This is a genomic window from Microcystis sp. M179S2 (genome assembly GCF_020245805.1).
GTDB lineage: Bacteria > Cyanobacteriota > Cyanobacteriia > Cyanobacteriales > Microcystaceae > Microcystis > Microcystis aeruginosa.
In genome coordinates, this window is the sequence record NZ_JADBUE010000220.1 from 1 (window position 1) to 16,956 (window position 16,956).

The following is a 16,956-nucleotide window of genomic DNA, read 5'->3' on the forward strand; positions in this document are numbered from 1 at the left end:
GGATACAACGAGGGATACAAGAAGGGATGCAACGAGGCAGTTTAGAAGGACAACTATCGCTGATAACCAGTCTTCTGGAAGGACGGTTTGGCCCCCTAGATACAGAATTATCTGGTCTGGTGGAACAGATTGCCCAACTTCCCATCTCGGAACGCACCGGGTTACTTCTTTCTCTGGCCAATTTATCTCGCTCAGAACTGTTAGAAAGATTCAGGGAAAATTAAACTTTCAGTCCCAATCTCAAAAACAGACAATTAAAATTCCCTTCGATAAATTCTCAAAACTTGCTATGATCTAACAAGATTGTTAATGCACTTTCTCGGATTAATTATCCCCTGCAATGACTCGCCAAATTCACGACCAATTTGCCAAGGAATATTTAGAAGAACTCTTAGCGTCTCTAGGAACGATTAAAAAGAGCAAGAAAGTCAAGAGTGAAGTCCAAGAAATCGATGTCTGGTTTGAACCAGCCAGTTCAGCATCAAGGACGGAATTACCCTTGGGTTTACTCGGTAAAATGGCGGCGACTTGCTGCTTATTTGAACCTTTCCGTAACCCACCCTCCGAGGTAGAGATTCGCAGTTGCATCTCAAAGTTATATGCGGTTCATGGCGAGGTCTTGAGGAAGGCGAAACGGACAAACAAAACTCTAACCGAAGCTGAACTACCAGTTCTCTGGATTTTAACGCCTACTTTTTCGGGGAGAATGATTGAAGAAGTCGTGGGAATCCCCCCTTCATTCCTACCAGAAGAGGGGATGAAAGAGGAGTGGGGAAAAGGAGTTTATTTTTCCCCTAGCCTGTTCAAAACAGGAATCGTCGCCATCCATCAATTACCAGTCAATGAGGAGACTTTATGGTTGAGGGTGCTAGGGAAAGGAGGGACACAGAAACGAGCAGTAGAAGAATTAGTGCAATTGCCTGAAGGTAATCCTTTCCAAGAGAATTTACTGGAAATTCTGGCCAACTGGCGCAAGAGTTTGGAATTAAGAGATAATTTAAGTACCGAAGAACAGGAGGAGATTATGAACCTATCACCAGCTTATTTACAACAACGAGAAGAGTGGAAACAAGAAGGGATACAAGAAGGGATACAACGAGGCAGTTTAGAAGGACAACTATCGCTGATAACCAGTCTTCTGGAAGGACGCTTTGGCAGCCTAGATGCAGAATTATCTGGTCTGGTGGAACAGATTGCCCAACTTCCTATCTCGGAACGCACCGGGTTACTTCTTTCTCTGGCCAATTTATCTCGCTCAGAACTGTTAGAAAGATTCAGGGAAAATTAAACTTTCAGTCCCAATCTCAAAAACAGACAATTAAAATTCCCGATGAACAATCATTTCCAAATCCTGAAGAACCTTAAATGTCCTGCTTATTTTGCTAGACTAAAGAAGTCCCAATTCTTGATTAGCCTGAGATAGGAAAGATTATGGTCAATCAAATCAGCATTGTCATCTCCAAGAATCCCGACGGATATTCACTCAAATCTCCTGAATTAGCAGCAATTGATTACCAGGATAGCTCTCTAGAAGGCGTTTTAAATCGACTGAAAGATGCCCTGGAAACTCATCTGATGGCTTCTGATATATCTCAAGAGGAGACTGGAGAATCAATTTTAAAGATAGTTGATAGGTTGAATCTGAACTTCCCTGAAGAAGAACTTGAGCCGCTTCCATCTGACGGTGCAGAAGAGCATGACCATTATCTTTATGGGAGTCCCAAGAAAAGGCAATGAAACAAATTTTTGCCGACACTTTCTACTGGGTTGCTTTAATCAATCCCCAAGATAATTGGCATCAACGAGCCAGAGAAGTTACGTCCAGTCTCAAAAATGTTAAACTTGTGACGACGGATGAAGTTTTGGTAGAGCTACTGAATTTTATGTCAGTCCGGGGAGCAAATCGGAAGCGGCGTACTGTCGAATTTATCGATGATCTGCTCCAGAATCCCCGCCTTCAAGTCATTCCGCAAAACCGAGAATCATTCCTGCAAGGCTTCGAGTTATACCGCCGCCGTCCAGACAAGGAATATAGCCTGACAGATTGTATTTCAATGACGGTCATGCAGCGCTTAAAAATCAGTCAAGTGTTAACTCACGATAATCATTTTCAGCAAGAGGGTTTCATAATTCTATTTGAATAACAGAGGGAAAATTAAACTTTCAATCCCCCTAAGCTAGGAAAAACTATCCCCAAATAGAAAACGGGTTTCTCGGAGAAACCCGTTTTCTGTGCGTTACTCAACGGATTTAGTATGACAACTGATAAAAACCCCTCCAATTAATGAAGGGGAATTGTCGGATTTATTGATGGTATTAGGAGACTTTTGTGGTTTCTTTTTCTGAGGATTTGGAGGATTTCAATTTGCGCTTGAGGGTTGAGGCTGCGCCGAGTGTGCCGAGGCCTAGTATGCTTAGGATGGAGGAGGGTTCGGGGACGTTAACATGATAACCAGCCTCTCTTAATAGTCTCAAATCAGATGCTTTAAGACCGTCATAGTCTCTTCCACTATCAAACACCCCCCACATGATTTCATCATCTTTTGCCCATGGGGGTCTGTCTGCTGGCGGTTTTTGTCCCCAATCACCATCCAAGCCTAATGCGTGTCCAATTTCGTGTTTAGCAACAGCTTGAAAACTATACTGGTTTGCAGGTGGGATTCCTCCTATTTGAAAATACCAAGGCAAGTCACTGTTAAAGTATATTTCACTCTCGCTTAAAACATATACTCCCAAGGCACTATCCCATCCTCTTCCTAAAAAATAACTTGCCTTTTGCCATTGAACTGAAACATCAAAAGTGTCACCCCAGAATAATGTTTCAGTATTACATATAACATCATCCCACTCTTTTAAAGCTTCCTTAAAAATACTCACCCAGTCCTCTTGTGGAGGAGTATCACTGTTAGTAATATCAAAACCAAATGTCAGAGGCATCCCTACTGGGGCGGTTGGTAAACCTTCGGGAACAAAATCAGTTAAAGAACTGGCTCTTACACTTGCACAATTTGCAAAGCTCATCGCTGTAGTGGTTACAGCCGTGCTAAGAATCAAAGTTAAAGTCCAATTTTTCATTGTTTTTCCATGATCGTGTTTTGTTATTTTTGGCGTGATCGCCCCTCTCGCAGCCAAGTCAAGCAACAACCCAACCCAACCCCAAAAGGAGATAGCAAAACAATACACATTCCCCCCCCCAGAACTGTATTCTAAGATACATTTTTATAAATATTTACATTCCTCTCCGTCAGGCTTCTTTAGCAACGTTAAGAGCGATCGCCTTCTATCTTTTAGTAGTCAATAATGCCGATGACTAGAGCTAAGTTAAGATTGAAGGGCATTCAGTTGTTAACTCATGTAATTCTTGAGTAGGGCGAAAATATGACGACACTACTTGTACAAGCGACCTCGGCTCCTTTGATGATTGATCTTCCTTGGATTATGCCGATGACGGAGGAGCAATTTTATGAATTTTGTTTAGCCAATCGAGATTTACGCATTGAACGCAGCGCTAGTGGAGAAGTGATCGTTATGCCTCCTGCTTTTTCAGATACGGGTAATCGCAATTTTAATATAGCTCTGCAACTGGGGAGTTGGTCAGAACTAGATGGGACGGGGCTTGGGTTTGATTCCAGTGCGGGTTTTACGCTGCCCAATGGCGCGACTCGTTCACCCGATGCTGCTTGGATTAAATTAGAACGCTGGAATGCTTTAACAGAAAAACAAAAAGCCTCTTTTGCCCCCATCTGTCCCGATTTTGTGATTGAATTGCGTTCTGCTAGTGATACGGTATCCAGTTTGCAGAAAAAGATGGAAGAATATATTGCCAATGGTACTTTATTGGGTTGGTTAATCGATCGCCAAAATCGCCAAGTCTATATTTATCGTCCCCATCGAGAACCGGAGATTTTAAATGCTCCTGAAACCATTAGTGGTGATCCAGAATTGCCGGGGTTTGTATTAGTAATGGCTAAGATTTGGTAAATGCGATCGCTGCGGACTCCTGTTATGAATTATGAATTATGAATTGGGGAAGTGGGGAGTGGGTTTTTAAAGTTGGATTGGGAGTTAATCATACTGTTAAAAAAGGATTTAGTATCAGAGGCGACCGGGATTTTCCCACAACTCGATCGAATATGTTATCATTCTGGGCAAATAGAGTAAGTCAGCCTAATTCAACCGTGGTCTGTTGAAGCGGAGGAACCGAATTTGGGGCGAATTTCAGTCAATGAAAAGGACATCTCTCAGTCCTAGCCCGTCAGCTAACTTCGTCGGCATTGGGGGAAGACTGAAGAGAAACAGAATAGGAGATATTCCTGCAAATATTCTGGCTCTTTCAGGATTCTTGGTTGGTACTGCTCATTATCTGTACCTCGATCCTTATACAAGGGTAAATAACATGAATATTGCGGCTATTTTAGTCGCTGGGCGTGCCACAGGCAGGCAAGCGAAAGCTTGGCTGTTTAAGGATGTGGTACTGTATCCGGCGATGGGTTTTATCGGTCTGATTACCCTCTGGTGGGTAATTGCGACTTTCCGAAGTGAATTGATGCCCAATCCTTGGCAGGCCTTGACTAGCAATCTCGATTATATTCTCCATCCCTTCTATCGTCGCGGTCCGGGCAATCTCGGCATCGGTTGGCTATTGCTGGCCAGTTTGCGACGCGTCTTAATCGGTTTTCTGTTGGGAGCATTAGTGGCTATTCCAGTCGGGTTTCTCATCGGGCTATCCCGGCCGGCTATGCTCATCCTCAATCCGATCATTCAAATTCTACGCCCCGTTTCTCCCCTAGCTTGGCTACCCATCTCTCTGGCCATGTTTGGAGTCGCGGAACCCTCGGCCATTTTTGTGATTTTCATCACCTCCCTCTGGTCAACCATGATTAATACAGCCCTAGGAGTCGGTAGTGTACCCAAAGACTATATCGATGTGGCCAGAGTCCTAGAAATGCCCAAATATCGCCAGATTTTTAAAATTATCCTCCCCGCTAGTTTGCCTTACATTTTTACGGGATTGCGCTTAAGTTTAGGAATTGCTTGGCTAGTCATCGTAGCCGTGGAAATGTTAACCGGAGGTGTGGGAATCGGGTTTTTTCTTTGGGATGAGTGGAATCGCTTAAACCTTAGTTCCGTCTTTCTGGCGGTGATTGTCATCGGCGTTACCGGTTTAATCCTCGATTACCTAATTAGCCGTTTACAAGTCCTTGTCACCCATCGTCCCGCTAAACCGGGCAGTTAATACCATGATTCCCCCCATATCTAGACGTACCTTCCTTCAGGGATTGGGGACGACTTTGGTTACTGGTAGTCTGACTGCCTGTACTATCAATGCCAGTCGCAACCCGACGGGATTAACCGAGGCAGCCCTAGCCGTAACCCCGATTATCGATCCGAAAACCCTAGAAAAACCTCACCTCACCGTGGGATATGTCCCCGTCAATGATTGCGCCCCCTTCGCCGTCGCCTGGGAAAAAGGCTTTTTTCGCAAGTATGGACTGAATGTCACCCTCAGTCGGGAAGCAAGTTGGGCGAATTCCCGTGATGGGATTATCTTCGGACGCTTGGACGCTTCTCCCGTGGTCTCCGGGGCGATTACCAATGCGAGGACGGGGGCAGAAGGGGCGCGGGTTGCCCCTCTGTGTGGGGCGATGACTATTCATCGTCACGGTAACGCTATGACCATGAACCGGCCGATGTGGGATTTTGGCCTTCGACCTTGGCGAGAGTATAATGGCGATCTTGAGCAAGCGGGCCGGCAACTGCAAGCCTATTTCCAGAGTATCCCCCCGGAAGAGCGCATCTGGGCAGCGGTCTTGAGTTCCTCCATCTATGAATACTTCCTGCGTTACCTGACGGCATCGATGGGCATTAATCCGATCGAAGAATTTCGTCTTTTGATTATTCCGCCGCCGCAGATGGTCAACAATATGCGTATTGGTACAATGCAAGCTTATATGGTGGCCGAACCCTGGAACACTAGGGCGATTACCGGTAACGAAGGGGTCGGTTTTACCTTTGCCCAGGGACGGGAAATCTGGCAAGGACACCCCGATCGCATTCTAGCGGTGATGGAGTCTTTTATCGAAGAAAACCCGAAAACCTATCGCTCTTTAGTCAAAGCGATGATTGAAGCTTGTCAGTATTGCGATCGACCTGAAAATCGAGAGGAAGTAGCGACGATCATTTCCGGGCGCTCGTTTACAGGGGCAAAACCACAATTTACCCGCCCCGGCATCGTTGGGGATTACAACTATGGGGGTTTCGATGATCGAAAACGTCTGGTTGAGGATCTAGCGACGACAATTTTTTTCGCCATGCCAAAAGATATTGCCAAAGCCGATCACGATCATTCTACCTTTCTCTGGCAATCCGAAAGTCTTTGGTTAATCACCCAGGCCGCTCGCTGGGGACAGATTGCTGCAATACCCAAAAATGCGGAAGAAGTAGCTAAAAAAGCTTGGAAAACCGATTTATACCGTCAAATCGCCGACGATATGGGTATTATTTGTCCCAGCGAAGATTATTACGTCGTACCGCCGGGGGCTTTTATCGATCAAAAGGCTTTTGATCCTAGCGATCTCGTCGGTTATCTCAACAGTTTTGAAATTCGCGCCAATTCACCTCAATTCTTTTATTTGCAGGGATAATTAATTATTATGGCCCAATTCTCCTCTGTTCCTAACTCGCTCTCAAGTTCCTTTTCCGGGGAGGAATTTTTAGAGATTAAAAATATCGTTAAAGCTTATCCTCAAGCTGATGGCAGCAATTTTGTTGTACTTGATGGGGTCAATCTGACTATTGGTTCCCAAGAATACATTTCGGTGATCGGTCATTCCGGTTGCGGCAAATCGACGCTTTTAAAAATTATTGCCGGTTTAGAACAAGCCTCCTCGGGACAGGTGACTTTAGAAGGAAAGTTAATTCGTAAACCGGGGGCTGACCGCATGATGGTTTTTCAGCATTATTCTCTTTTGCCCTGGTTGACAGTGCGAGAAAATATTCGCTTGGCGGTGGATGAAGTTCTTAAAAGTGCTAGTAAAGTTGAAAAAAATAGCCTTGTTAATGAACATTTAGCTATGGTGCATTTAACGGCCGCTGCTGATAAATATCCCGAAGAAATCTCCGGCGGAATGAAGCAGCGGGTGGGCATCGCTCGCGCTTTGGTAACTCGACCGAAAATGCTATTAATGGATGAACCTTTTGGGGCTTTAGATGCTTTAACTAAGCGAAAATTACAACAGGAAGTGCTGAAAATTTGGGAGAGTCACCGGCAAGCGGTGATTATGATTACCCATGATGTAGATGAGGCAATTTTCATGTCCGATCGCATTGTTTTAATGACCAATGGGCCCCATGCTAATATCGGTGAGATTTTAACAGTGCCTTTTCCCCATCCCCGGGATCGTCACGCCATGCGAGAAACTCAAGAATATTATGATTTAAGAAATCATGCTCTCGATTTTCTAGAGCGTTATTTTACAGCCGATGAATAGGCGGTGAAAAAGTCAGATAATATCTGTCGGGCCGAAGCATTCGGATAGGAAATCTCCGGTTTCAGCGATAGGTTATTGCCCGAATGCTTCGCCCTTTTTCTGTTAAGATTGGGTCAGGGTAGCCAATTCTAAGGCTAAAGGATCAACCCGGCGTAAATTTGCCCCTAATGCTCTTAATTTACCCTCTAAATTATCGTAACCTCGATCGAGGTGATGGAGTCCCTGCACAATAGTAGTCCCCTGGGCTGCCAATCCTGCCACCACCAAAGCTGCCGAAGCGCGTAGATCCGTGGCCATCACCGGAGCCCCAGATAGGAAAGGCACACCGCGCACTAAAGCCACATTTCCTTTGACCTTGATATCTGCTCCCAGACGCTTTAATTCGGCCACATGACGCAGACGATTTTCAAAAACCGTCTCATTAACCACGCTACTGCCCTCGGTTAAAGTTAATAGAGCCATAAATTGGGCCTGCATATCTGTGGGAAAACCGGGATAGGGCAGGGTTTCGATATCGGTGGCTTTTAAGTCTTTAGGGATAATCCGGAGACGATTAGGACCATCTTCCACCACTTCCGGACCGATTTCGTGCAGTTTGGCAATTACCGAAGCTAAATGGCTGGGAATCACGGGATAAAGACTAATTTCCGAGCGGGTAATCGCCCCGGCTATCAGTAAAGTCCCAGCTTCAATGCGATCGGGAATGATACTGTAATCGGTACTGTGCAGACGGGAAACTCCCTCGATGACAATTGTATTGGTCCCGGCACCGCGAATTTTTGCCCCCATGGAAACACAAAAATTGGCTAAATCAATCACCTCCGGCTCCTGGGCCGCATTACCGAGAATGGTTTCCCCGAACGCTAAAGTCGCCGCCATCATTAGGGTTTCCGTCGCTCCCACACTGGGATAATCCAGATAAATATTCGCCCCTTTCAGACGACCATTACCCTTAACGCGGGCGTGTACCATGCCGCCGTCAATTAATACATCTGCACCCATTGACTGTAGGCCTCTAACGTGCAGATCCACTGGTCTGGCCCCAATGGCGCAGCCGCCGGGGAGGGGAACTTTTGCTTCTCCTAAACGGGCTAAAATCGGTCCGATGGCGAAAAAACTGGCTCGCAACTGGGAGACGAGATCGTAGGGTGCTTGAGCTTGTTTGAGGTCTCTGCCATCAATCTCTAGTCTATCTCCGGTGCGACGGACTTGCACGCCCAAAGCCGAGAGAATTTGACTCATCCGCTCGATATCGGCCAGGGCAGGTACATTACTAATCTGGCACTCGTCGGAGCAGAGTAAAGCCCCCGCCATAATCACTAGAGCGGCATTTTTGGCACCACTGATCTTGACTTCACCCTTGAGAGAGTGACGACCTTGAATTTCTAAATAGGGATGCTCGGTATCGATGGTCATAGGATGATTCATTTATCTTAGTTGGGAGTCTTGGCTAAGGAAAGCTTCAGCAAAATGAGACTGCACTGTATCAGATTTTTGAGGAAATTATTGGTGATTCTACCCCGAAAAGCGATTTTTGTCTTAATTATCTCAACTATCTTGACTTATGGATTGTCCGATAGTATAATAAAAGATTGTGAAAGAAAAATGCGGAACTGGCGGAATTGGTAGACGCGCTAGATTCAGGTTCTAGTGTCTGCAAAGACTTTCGGGTTCAAGTCCCGAGTTCCGCATTATCTCCCTCAAGACGCAGTGGTTTAGGGTAGCCCTAGCAGGGTGAAAAATCCGATTGGCTATGATTAGCAGTGTTCAAAACCCTTTAATCAAGCAAATTCGCAAGCTACACCGCACTAGAGAGCGACAGGAGCAGAATTTGTCCTTAATTGAGGGAACCCACTTATTAGAGACAGCTTTAGCCCTGAATTGTTCCCTAGAGACGGTCTGTTTGACAGAAAAGTGGCAGCAAAGACAGGGAGAATTAGCAGAGAAACTTCAAAATCAAGCGAAACGAGTCGAGATAGTTTCCCCGGAAGTCCTCGCTTCCCTAGCAACAACGGTTAATCCCGATGGTGTGATTGCCACTATTGCCCGTGATCACCTTCATCCAGTCCCCCAAAATCCGCTACAATTGGGCTTAGTTTTGGAAAGATTGCAGGATCCAGGCAATCTCGGCACTATTATCCGCACTGCTGTGGCTACGGAAGTACAGGGTATCTGGTTAAGTCTCGATAGCGTCGAAATCGATAACCCCAAAGTGATCCGCAGTTCCGCCGGGGAATGGTTTCGATCGCCCCTAGTGGTAGAATCGGATTTATCCGCTTTAGTGAAAAAATATCAAGCACAGGGGGTAAAAGCGATCGCGACTTTACCCACAGCCACCAAAAGCCATTGGGAGATTGATTTTACCCGTCCGACTTTAATATTATTAGGCAATGAAGGAGCCGGTTTATCACCCCAATTAGCGACTTTAGCCGATGAAACGGTGAAAATTCCCCTCTTTGGTGGTGTGGAATCTTTAAATGTTGCGATCGCTACTGCTGTCATCCTCTACGAAGCTAGAAGACAATTATCCTACAGTAGGGTGGATTAGCGTCAGCGTAATCCACCGTTAAAACCGACAGTTATATTACTTCATTTTCATCGGATGATAATGCAAGCTTTTCAACGTTTACAGAACCTCCAGTAACTAACATTCCTATATCCCCGCATCGTACATCGGACTGTTTATTTGATGTTGCTGATACTAGATTAATAACGGATTTTATAAATGCCTCAAGACGTGGAAGTATTAAAAAAACAAAAATTGACAAACTGGCTAATGATAGCAAGGGAGATATAAAAATATCAATAATGGAGATAGAAGAAAAACTTGTTCTTATCAAAGGTAGCAACACAAAAGCAAAAAGACAATTCGTCAAGAAAACTCTTACCTGTTCAATGTCGTCTGCAACTTTTTTTTCTTCAATTTTGATAAAACGTACATCATCATCATTTTTAGTGTGGTGCTTGAAGTCCAGAGCTTGACTTTTCAGTCCTTGTACAATAAATCTAAATCCTAGTTTTTCTTGTGGTTTAATAACACCTATTCTAAACTTTTTCTCATGCTTGCCAAGACTGGTTTCGGTAAGTTCTTTAAGCTCCATTTCAGGTTCTATTTTTTGGGGACAGTAAAATACATCTAAGACTTCATCGATATTTGTGAATTCAAATCTTATTTCTTGATTTTTAATTTGTTGATTACCTGTATTCTCAATATCAAAAAGTGCATAAAACATATTTTGTGCTGGCTTTCCATTGTACAAGATACCAATTTTGTTCTCGATATCTTTTTCAATATTGCCAATAATTCCGCTTTTGACAAGCTTGCTATAAGAAATTTGCTTTCTTGGTTCACTTTTTTTCTTGAGTAGTTCAATAATAAAATTGGCAAGAAATCCAATTATTCCAGAAACAATTGCAATAATTATTCCATTCAATAATTCATTGGAAGTTGGAGAAGATTGGTTGCTTAAATTACTTGTTTGAGCAATTGCTTGTGAACTAGAAGCAAGAAGCAAAAATTGTGAACTAAGACTAGCAAAAATAGCAGATAAGAAAAAAATAATCGAGAACTTAACCACTCGATTCGCACTTATATCAGTTATCTTAATGGTGAGGTACGAAGTTTTCATTTTAGGTAGTCAGGAGTCGGTCGTCGATATCGAATCAGGTTACACTTCATCTTTATGAGAAACGCTGTAATAGACATCGGCCTAATATTGTATCACGACTGAAAATCTTTGGGAACCTCGAAAAATATAGTTGAGTAGATTGGATTAGCTACAGCGTAATCTTCCGTTAAAACTAAGATTAGCATCCGGGTAATCCCGCCTTAAACCTTCTAAATTGCTTATTTTTCGTTTCTAGTCTTGATAGAATTGCCGCGAATAGTGAAATTTGAGACAGTCAACCAATTTTTTACACTTCCGTTTTTTTGGCAGGTTTTGGCGGAATTTGCGCGGCTGTTAAGGTGACAATTTGGCCATCTTTGAAAATGCTGATAGACTCTCCTAAGAGGCGGTGTCTCTCAATTGCTTCTGCGATTGCGACTCTAACACCTGTATCGATTTTCTGATGCAGTTCCGTTAAGGTTGGTTCAGTCATTTTAGTTTCTGGTAATGATTCGGAAGGTGTCTGGGTTATAAATAATAGGAGGTTGATTAAATCCTAACGCAGCAACTAAGTGCGGTTCATCCCCAGAATTATCATAGATAACCCAAGTATCGCACAAAGGTAAATACAACTGCACGAGGTTAATGCGTCCCCGCTCATAACGACGACGAACCACATCTTCAGGAATATTATGACCGCCACTGGCTACCCTTCTGTGAACTCTCTCTAAAGCTAATTCTGGACTTTGTAGCCAAAAATAAATAAGATTGAGCCTATAGCCAGAACTTTGACAGTCTCTCAAAAAACGGGCAAAATGTCGGGATGCCAGGGTGCTTTCAAAAGCAAAATCTATTCCTTGGCACTTCAGTGTTATCAGTCTTTCTAACATCAACCGTCCTGCTTGGATAGCAACCGACTCAGGATTAAAAGGTGAGAGTCCGGCGGCAATTTCATCGGCGTTAACGTACTCGATAACGCCTAAAAAGTTGGGTAAAAGTTTTTTAGCGACGGTGGTTTTCCCTGAACCATTGGGGCCACCAATTAGATAAACGTCAGACATGAGGGAAAAGCTCGTCCTCCAGATTATTTTGAGATAACCTCGAACTAAGTACCAGTGGTACCAGTTTACCAGAAGTGGCTACTCTCCTAGATGATGGTAATCTGAGAACATTTGGCGATGACGGTTGCCAAGAGGTTTTCACTAATCTCGATCGAATTCGTTACCCTGAAAAATCCTGTATTTTTTAACAATTCAGACTAAATCTTTCAAGGAGGAGTTTACAAATTTCCTTGGCATAAGTTGATATTTGAGAGACGAAAATATAGAAGCAGCTGATTATTTACTAACCTACTTTTTTTAATTTTTAACGGGTTAGGGCTGGGATATACTGAGATTGTTGCTTATAGATCACTACTATGGGACGTTTAGCGCTGATCAGCGTCACTGACAAAACCGGAATAGTTGACTTTGCCCGTCAGCTAACAGAAGAATTTGATTTTGAAATTATTAGCAGTGGAGGGACCGCCAAAACGCTCCAATCGGCGGGAATTCCCGTGATTAAAGTGGGAGAATATACAGGATCTCCTGAAATCTTGGGCGGAAGGGTGAAAACTCTCCATCCTCGCATCCATGGCGGTATTTTGGCTAGACGGGATTGGCAGTCAGATTTAGCGGAAATGGAGGCTAATCAAATTCGTCCTTTTGATTTGGTGGTGGTTAATCTCTATCCCTTTGAACAGACGATCGCTAATCCTGATGTTACCACCGCTCAGGCGATCGAACAAATCGATATTGGCGGTCCGGCGATGTTACGCGCCTCGGCTAAAAATTTCGCCCATTTGACTGTCATCAGTAACCCGAAGTATTACGAGCAGTATTTAAGCCAATTACGGCAAAATAACGGCGAAATCTCCCTGGAATTCCGTCAAAAAATGGCGGGGGAAACCTTCGCTTTAACCAATGCCTACGATGGTGCGATCGCTGCCTATTTCGCCAGCTTAAACGGGGAAACGACTCGCTTTAATTTGGCGGGAAATGCCCTGCAAACCCTGCGTTACGGCGAAAATCCCCACCAAAGTGCCACTTGGTACGGCAGCGGTACAATGGCTCAAGGTTGGGGAAAAGCGACCTTATTACAGGGAAAAGAACTAAGTTATAACAATTTAGTCGATTTAGAAGCAGCCCGCCGTTTAATCGCCGAATTCGGCAGGGAAGAACCGGCTGCCGCTATTTTGAAACACACTAATCCCTGTGGAGTGGCGATCGGTGGTAGTTTAGTGGAAGCTTATACTAAAGCTTTTCATGCCGATGCTATCTCGGCTTTTGGGGGTATTGTTGCCCTAAATCAAGCCATAGATGAAGCAACCGCTAAAGAATTAACGAAAACCTTCCTAGAATGCGTGGTTGCCCCCGATTGTAGCCCCGAAGCCCGGGATATCCTCGCTAAAAAGTCAAAAGTGCGGATTTTATTACTGCCGGATTTAAGCAGGGGAGAAAAACAAACAGTAAAAGTTATCGCCGGCGGTTTTCTAGTACAAGCGGCCGATGATCTGGTAGAAACCCCGGATGATTGGCGCGTGGTGACAGAAAAACAACCTACCCCTGCACAATTAGCGGAATTACTGTTTGCTTGGAAAGTATCTAAGCACGTTAAATCTAACGCTATTGTGGTGACAAAAAATCAAACTACTTTAGGCGTTGGTGCGGGGCAAATGAATCGCGTTGGTTCGGTGAAAATTGCCCTTGAACAAGCAGGGGAAGCGGCTAAAGGTGGCTATTTGGCTAGTGATGGTTTTTTCCCCTTTGATGATTCTGTTCGCACGGCGGCCCAGTTTGGTATCGAGGCAATTGTTCAACCCGGAGGTTCTTTAAAAGATCAGGATTCAATTAATGCCGCTAATGAGTTAGGTTTAATTATGGTCTTAACAGGCATTCGTCATTTCTTGCATTAATACAAAGTTAGGGTGTGTTATTGCTTAAATTAACGCACCCCAAATTTGTATTAATTATCAGTTAATTTCCCCTATTCAATAGTCTTAAATTTGCCAAAAGTGCGAGGATGTCAAGCTTTTGGGGAACAAATAAAATAGTGCCATGTCTGGCTATTTATTCAGGTCATTTCCTCAAATGCTTTGGACAAAAATTGACCAGACTTAGCGATCAATGTTTCCTCTCCAACTATTAAGAGTGTCAAAATAATAGTGAAGTTTTGTGACAAAGTGCAGTCAGATAAAGAATCTTTGCTAGAACTCTAGAAGGCTTCTATGATAAGTCTCCTTAAAGTAGATTGTTTGCAGTAAACTAATCTGGCTAACAGGCTTTTGGGCGTGATGTAGGGAAAGTTTCTTGCGATTGCGCCTAAATGGGGTGATGTACAGAAAGTTGATCCATATCGTTACTCTGGAGAGTGTTATATAGAAAGTTGACCTGTAATATGTAGTTATGCGGCAAGTCCTCGGTTAGGACAGTGGCTTGAAGTTGCTTGCGGGGCATTCATTCACGATAAACATTGCTTGGCATGGATAGCTGTAACGACAATTTATAACTACAATTGGTTATTGTAGCTGTCGTTCGGTTATGGAATATGAATGGGATGAAGCAAAACGTCTTGCTAATCTTCGTAAGCACGGAATAGATTTTACCGATGTTCCAGCCGTGTTTGATGGGGATATTGTAACGGTTGAGGACGATCGTTACGGTTATGGAGAGCAGCGTTTTGTCACATTCGGTTTGTTGCAAGGGCGAGTGATTGCCGTTGTCCATACAGAACGGGAGGATTGCACCCGTATTATTTCTGCAAGAAAAGCGACGAAATATGAACAACGAACCTACTTCGAGCAACTCTCAAACTGATTGGCAACGATTGGATGCGATGAGCGATGCAGATATTGATTTATCAGATTGTCCAGAGATTACGCCAGAAATGTTTGCTAAGGCGGTAGTGCGGCGGGGTTTACCTGCTACAAAAGCCAAGGCTCAAGTTACACTCCCCATTGATAGCGATGTATTAGAGTGGTTTAAGTCTCAAGGGCATGGCTATCAAACACAGATCAATCAATTGCTACGAGCGTATATGGAGGCACATCAATAACAGGCAGATTCATGTTTTTGTATTTGAAAACAAGGATTGCAGCGGCATAACAAGGGATTTACTATACCTTATTAGACTGAAAACCGCTATAACAAATCACCGCACCCGAAATAATAGTGAAATTTTGTGACAAAGTGCCGTCATATCTAAGAATCTTTGCTAGAACCCTAGAAGGCTTCTGTGATAAGTCTCTTTAAAGTAGATTGTTTGCAGTAAACTAATCTGGCTAACACGCTTTTGGGCGTAATATAGGGAAAGTTTCTTGCGATTGCTCCATTTGAGAGTAATAGGCGGAAAGATTTTTTTTTAACAAATGTGTATTCGGCGTGATATATGGAAACTTTCCGTCTAACATATAGTGATGTTTTCAAGAGAAGAGAAGAAATGTTATCAACACTTCTAAGTAAACCTGTACAAAAAGCTCAAGAACTACCAGAAGCAATTCAATTGGAAGGCTGCCTCGACGCAATAATTGCCGGTAAGCCGGTTCATTTTCTGGATGGTGGCCTCCGATGATTGCTGCTCTCGATGTCCATTACACCGACACTGCGGCACACGCTGCCGCAATTGTGTTCAAAGAATGGCAATCTGAGGAACCAATTGCCAGCCGCACGGCGACCGAAGAACCTGTGGCGGCATACGAACCAGGAAAGTTCTACAGGCGGGAATTGTCGCCGCTGCTGAGGGTGATCACGCAGATCGGGTTCGACGTACACACCTATGTGATTGATGGCTATTGCCATCTCTCTCGTGACCTTACGCCAGGTTTGGGTGCGTATCTGCACCGTTCGCTGACGCAACCCGCCGTCATCGTCGGCGTTGCCAAGAACCGTTATCGTGATTCGGAACACGCGGTCGAAGTGTTCCGCGCAAACAGCAAGCGGCCTCTCTTTGTCACAGCAATCGGCATCGAATACAACGTAGCTGCCCAACACATTCAATCAATGGCTGGGCAATTCCGAATACCCAAGATGCTCAAGGCCGCTGATGGTCTTGCACGGAGACTGAAATAGTGCGATGCCGAAGGCACTGCATAGTGCGATGCCGAAGGCACTGGGTAGCAGTACGCCGAGCTTGTAGGGTGCGTCCCCTAATCTGGCTCCTACTGCTCCACCGATCGATTTTTGGGAACGCACCATGCCCATAGATTGAAGTTGTGAGTTTAAGTGCGATGCCGAAGGCACTACGCCATTGCCGTATGTAGCTTAAAGCTTGAGAGCCAACTAACAAAAATATGCCCAGAGGTGGGTTAGTCATCTATCGGATTAAAATGTAAAGAGAATAATCACCTATACTTCAATCTAATATCCATCCTATGCAAATTACCCTCAACCTTGATGAATCGCTTCTCAAGGAAGCCTTTCAACTGACTAACCTCACCACCCAAGAGGAACTAATGAATCTTGCTCTACAAGAATTCGTAAGATCCCGCCGTAAGAAAAACCTTCTCGACCTTGCCGGACAAATTCAATTTGCTCCAGATTTTGATTATAAAGCCCTACGTGAAACTCGTCATGTTGCTGATTGACACATCTGTGTGGATCAGCGTCTTCCGCGATCGCAGTGGTCAAGTTCGCCAGCAACTGGAAACGTTAATTGCAAATCGTGAGATTTTACTCACCCGCTTTACCGAAATTTTGGGTTAAAGCCCCGTCCTTTTAGGACGGCTTTTTAAACTATATCTTGTTAACTTAACTTTTATTGTGCTATACTGATTTTGTCTAAGTCCCCCCTGCGTAAAATGTTTGTCTTAGAGTTTAAAGTTA

General features: G+C 44.1%; 18 protein-coding genes, 1 tRNA gene, 1 pseudogene and 1 riboswitch. Of the genes and pseudogenes, 15 read left to right on the forward strand and 5 right to left on the reverse strand.

Annotated elements, in window-relative coordinates:
• The 4 genes and pseudogenes from IM500_RS13645 to IM500_RS13660 form a co-directional block, all read left to right on the forward strand.
• Nucleotides 1–224, forward strand: a pseudogene (locus tag IM500_RS13645) (hypothetical protein); the annotation flags it as partial.
• A 116-nt stretch (nucleotides 225–340) separates the two neighbouring features.
• Nucleotides 341–1,288 (forward strand): RpnC/YadD family protein, encoded by a 948-nt coding sequence (locus IM500_RS13650; protein WP_287738682.1) that lies wholly within the window; start codon nucleotides 341–343, stop codon nucleotides 1,286–1,288.
• 143 nt (nucleotides 1,289–1,431) lie between these two features.
• Nucleotides 1,432–1,737 (forward strand): hypothetical protein, encoded by a 306-nt coding sequence (locus tag IM500_RS13655; RefSeq protein WP_002752790.1) that lies wholly within the window; start codon nucleotides 1,432–1,434, stop codon nucleotides 1,735–1,737.
• Complete coding sequence (locus IM500_RS13660) at nucleotides 1,734–2,144, forward strand: type II toxin-antitoxin system VapC family toxin (RefSeq protein WP_012268333.1); 411 nt, start codon at nucleotides 1,734–1,736, stop codon at nucleotides 2,142–2,144. The genes IM500_RS13655 and IM500_RS13660 overlap by 4 nt, the downstream gene beginning before the upstream one ends.
• A 172-nt stretch (nucleotides 2,145–2,316) precedes the next feature.
• Here IM500_RS13660 and IM500_RS13665 read toward each other — a convergent pair whose 3' ends face one another.
• Complete coding sequence (locus IM500_RS13665) at nucleotides 2,317–3,075, reverse strand: matrixin family metalloprotease (RefSeq protein WP_287738684.1); 759 nt, start codon at nucleotides 3,073–3,075, stop codon at nucleotides 2,317–2,319.
• Between the two features lie 303 nt (nucleotides 3,076–3,378).
• On the opposite strand from IM500_RS13665, the gene IM500_RS13670 reads away from it, so the two are divergent.
• From IM500_RS13670 to IM500_RS13685, 4 genes are all read left to right on the forward strand, one after another.
• Nucleotides 3,379–3,981, forward strand: a complete 603-nt coding sequence (locus tag IM500_RS13670) for a Uma2 family endonuclease (RefSeq protein ID WP_287627413.1) — start codon at nucleotides 3,379–3,381, stop codon at nucleotides 3,979–3,981.
• A 173-nt stretch (nucleotides 3,982–4,154) separates the two neighbouring features.
• Nucleotides 4,155–4,289: riboswitch (cyclic di-AMP (ydaO/yuaA leader) on the forward strand.
• 107 nt (nucleotides 4,290–4,396) lie between these two features.
• Nucleotides 4,397–5,236: a nitrate ABC transporter permease gene (gene ntrB / locus IM500_RS13675; RefSeq protein WP_108936655.1), complete on the forward strand. Its 840-nt coding sequence runs from the start codon at nucleotides 4,397–4,399 to the stop codon at nucleotides 5,234–5,236.
• Nucleotides 5,237–5,240: 4 nt separating this feature from the next.
• A complete protein-coding gene (locus IM500_RS13680) occupies nucleotides 5,241–6,644 on the forward strand; it encodes a CmpA/NrtA family ABC transporter substrate-binding protein (RefSeq protein ID WP_190722977.1) in 1,404 nt (467 codons plus the stop codon).
• A 9-nt stretch (nucleotides 6,645–6,653) separates the two neighbouring features.
• The gene (locus tag IM500_RS13685) at nucleotides 6,654–7,490 is read left to right on the forward strand and encodes an ABC transporter ATP-binding protein (protein WP_130757741.1); all 837 of its coding nucleotides are present in this window, start codon (nucleotides 6,654–6,656) and stop codon (nucleotides 7,488–7,490) included.
• A gap of 102 nt (nucleotides 7,491–7,592) precedes the next feature.
• Here IM500_RS13685 and murA read toward each other — a convergent pair whose 3' ends face one another.
• Entirely contained in the window at nucleotides 7,593–8,906 is a 1,314-nt protein-coding gene (gene murA, locus IM500_RS13690) for a UDP-N-acetylglucosamine 1-carboxyvinyltransferase (protein WP_287738687.1), read from the reverse strand.
• A gap of 191 nt (nucleotides 8,907–9,097) precedes the next feature.
• Between murA and IM500_RS13695 the strand changes: the two genes are divergently transcribed.
• Together IM500_RS13695 and IM500_RS13700 are read left to right on the forward strand one after the other, a co-directional pair.
• Nucleotides 9,098–9,181: transfer RNA gene (locus IM500_RS13695), tRNA-Leu, on the forward strand.
• Nucleotides 9,182–9,243: 62 nt separating this feature from the next.
• Nucleotides 9,244–10,038 carry a TrmH family RNA methyltransferase gene (locus IM500_RS13700; RefSeq protein ID WP_287738689.1) on the forward strand — a complete coding sequence of 265 codons (795 nt, stop codon included), beginning with the start codon at nucleotides 9,244–9,246 and terminating at the stop codon, nucleotides 10,036–10,038.
• 31 nt (nucleotides 10,039–10,069) lie between these two features.
• On the opposite strand, the gene IM500_RS13705 is transcribed toward IM500_RS13700, so the two are convergent.
• From IM500_RS13705 to IM500_RS13715, 3 genes are all read right to left on the reverse strand, one after another.
• Nucleotides 10,070–11,119 (reverse strand): hypothetical protein, encoded by a 1,050-nt coding sequence (locus IM500_RS13705; protein WP_190722973.1) that lies wholly within the window; start codon nucleotides 11,117–11,119, stop codon nucleotides 10,070–10,072.
• Between the two features lie 286 nt (nucleotides 11,120–11,405).
• Nucleotides 11,406–11,591 carry a hypothetical protein gene (locus IM500_RS13710; protein ID WP_103111104.1) on the reverse strand — a complete coding sequence of 62 codons (186 nt, stop codon included), beginning with the start codon at nucleotides 11,589–11,591 and terminating at the stop codon, nucleotides 11,406–11,408.
• Between the two features lies 1 nt (nucleotide 11,592).
• Nucleotides 11,593–12,159 (reverse strand): ATPase, encoded by a 567-nt coding sequence (locus tag IM500_RS13715; protein WP_287738691.1) that lies wholly within the window; start codon nucleotides 12,157–12,159, stop codon nucleotides 11,593–11,595.
• Nucleotides 12,160–12,515: 356 nt separating this feature from the next.
• On the opposite strand from IM500_RS13715, the gene purH reads away from it, so the two are divergent.
• From purH to IM500_RS13740, 5 genes are all read left to right on the forward strand, one after another.
• Nucleotides 12,516–14,051, forward strand: a complete 1,536-nt coding sequence (purH, locus tag IM500_RS13720; protein WP_287738693.1) for a bifunctional phosphoribosylaminoimidazolecarboxamide formyltransferase/IMP cyclohydrolase — start codon at nucleotides 12,516–12,518, stop codon at nucleotides 14,049–14,051.
• A 625-nt stretch (nucleotides 14,052–14,676) separates the two neighbouring features.
• Nucleotides 14,677–14,952, forward strand: a complete 276-nt coding sequence (locus tag IM500_RS13725; protein WP_002785632.1) for a BrnT family toxin — start codon at nucleotides 14,677–14,679, stop codon at nucleotides 14,950–14,952.
• 19 nt (nucleotides 14,953–14,971) lie between these two features.
• Nucleotides 14,972–15,190 carry a BrnA antitoxin family protein gene (locus tag IM500_RS13730; protein ID WP_287738694.1) on the forward strand — a complete coding sequence of 73 codons (219 nt, stop codon included), beginning with the start codon at nucleotides 14,972–14,974 and terminating at the stop codon, nucleotides 15,188–15,190.
• Between the two features lie 512 nt (nucleotides 15,191–15,702).
• Entirely contained in the window at nucleotides 15,703–16,203 is a 501-nt protein-coding gene (locus tag IM500_RS13735; protein WP_043996815.1) for an endonuclease V, read from the forward strand.
• A gap of 302 nt (nucleotides 16,204–16,505) precedes the next feature.
• Nucleotides 16,506–16,718: a type II toxin-antitoxin system VapB family antitoxin gene (locus IM500_RS13740; RefSeq protein WP_041804466.1), complete on the forward strand. Its 213-nt coding sequence runs from the start codon at nucleotides 16,506–16,508 to the stop codon at nucleotides 16,716–16,718.
• Nucleotides 16,719–16,956 lie beyond the last annotated feature (238 nt).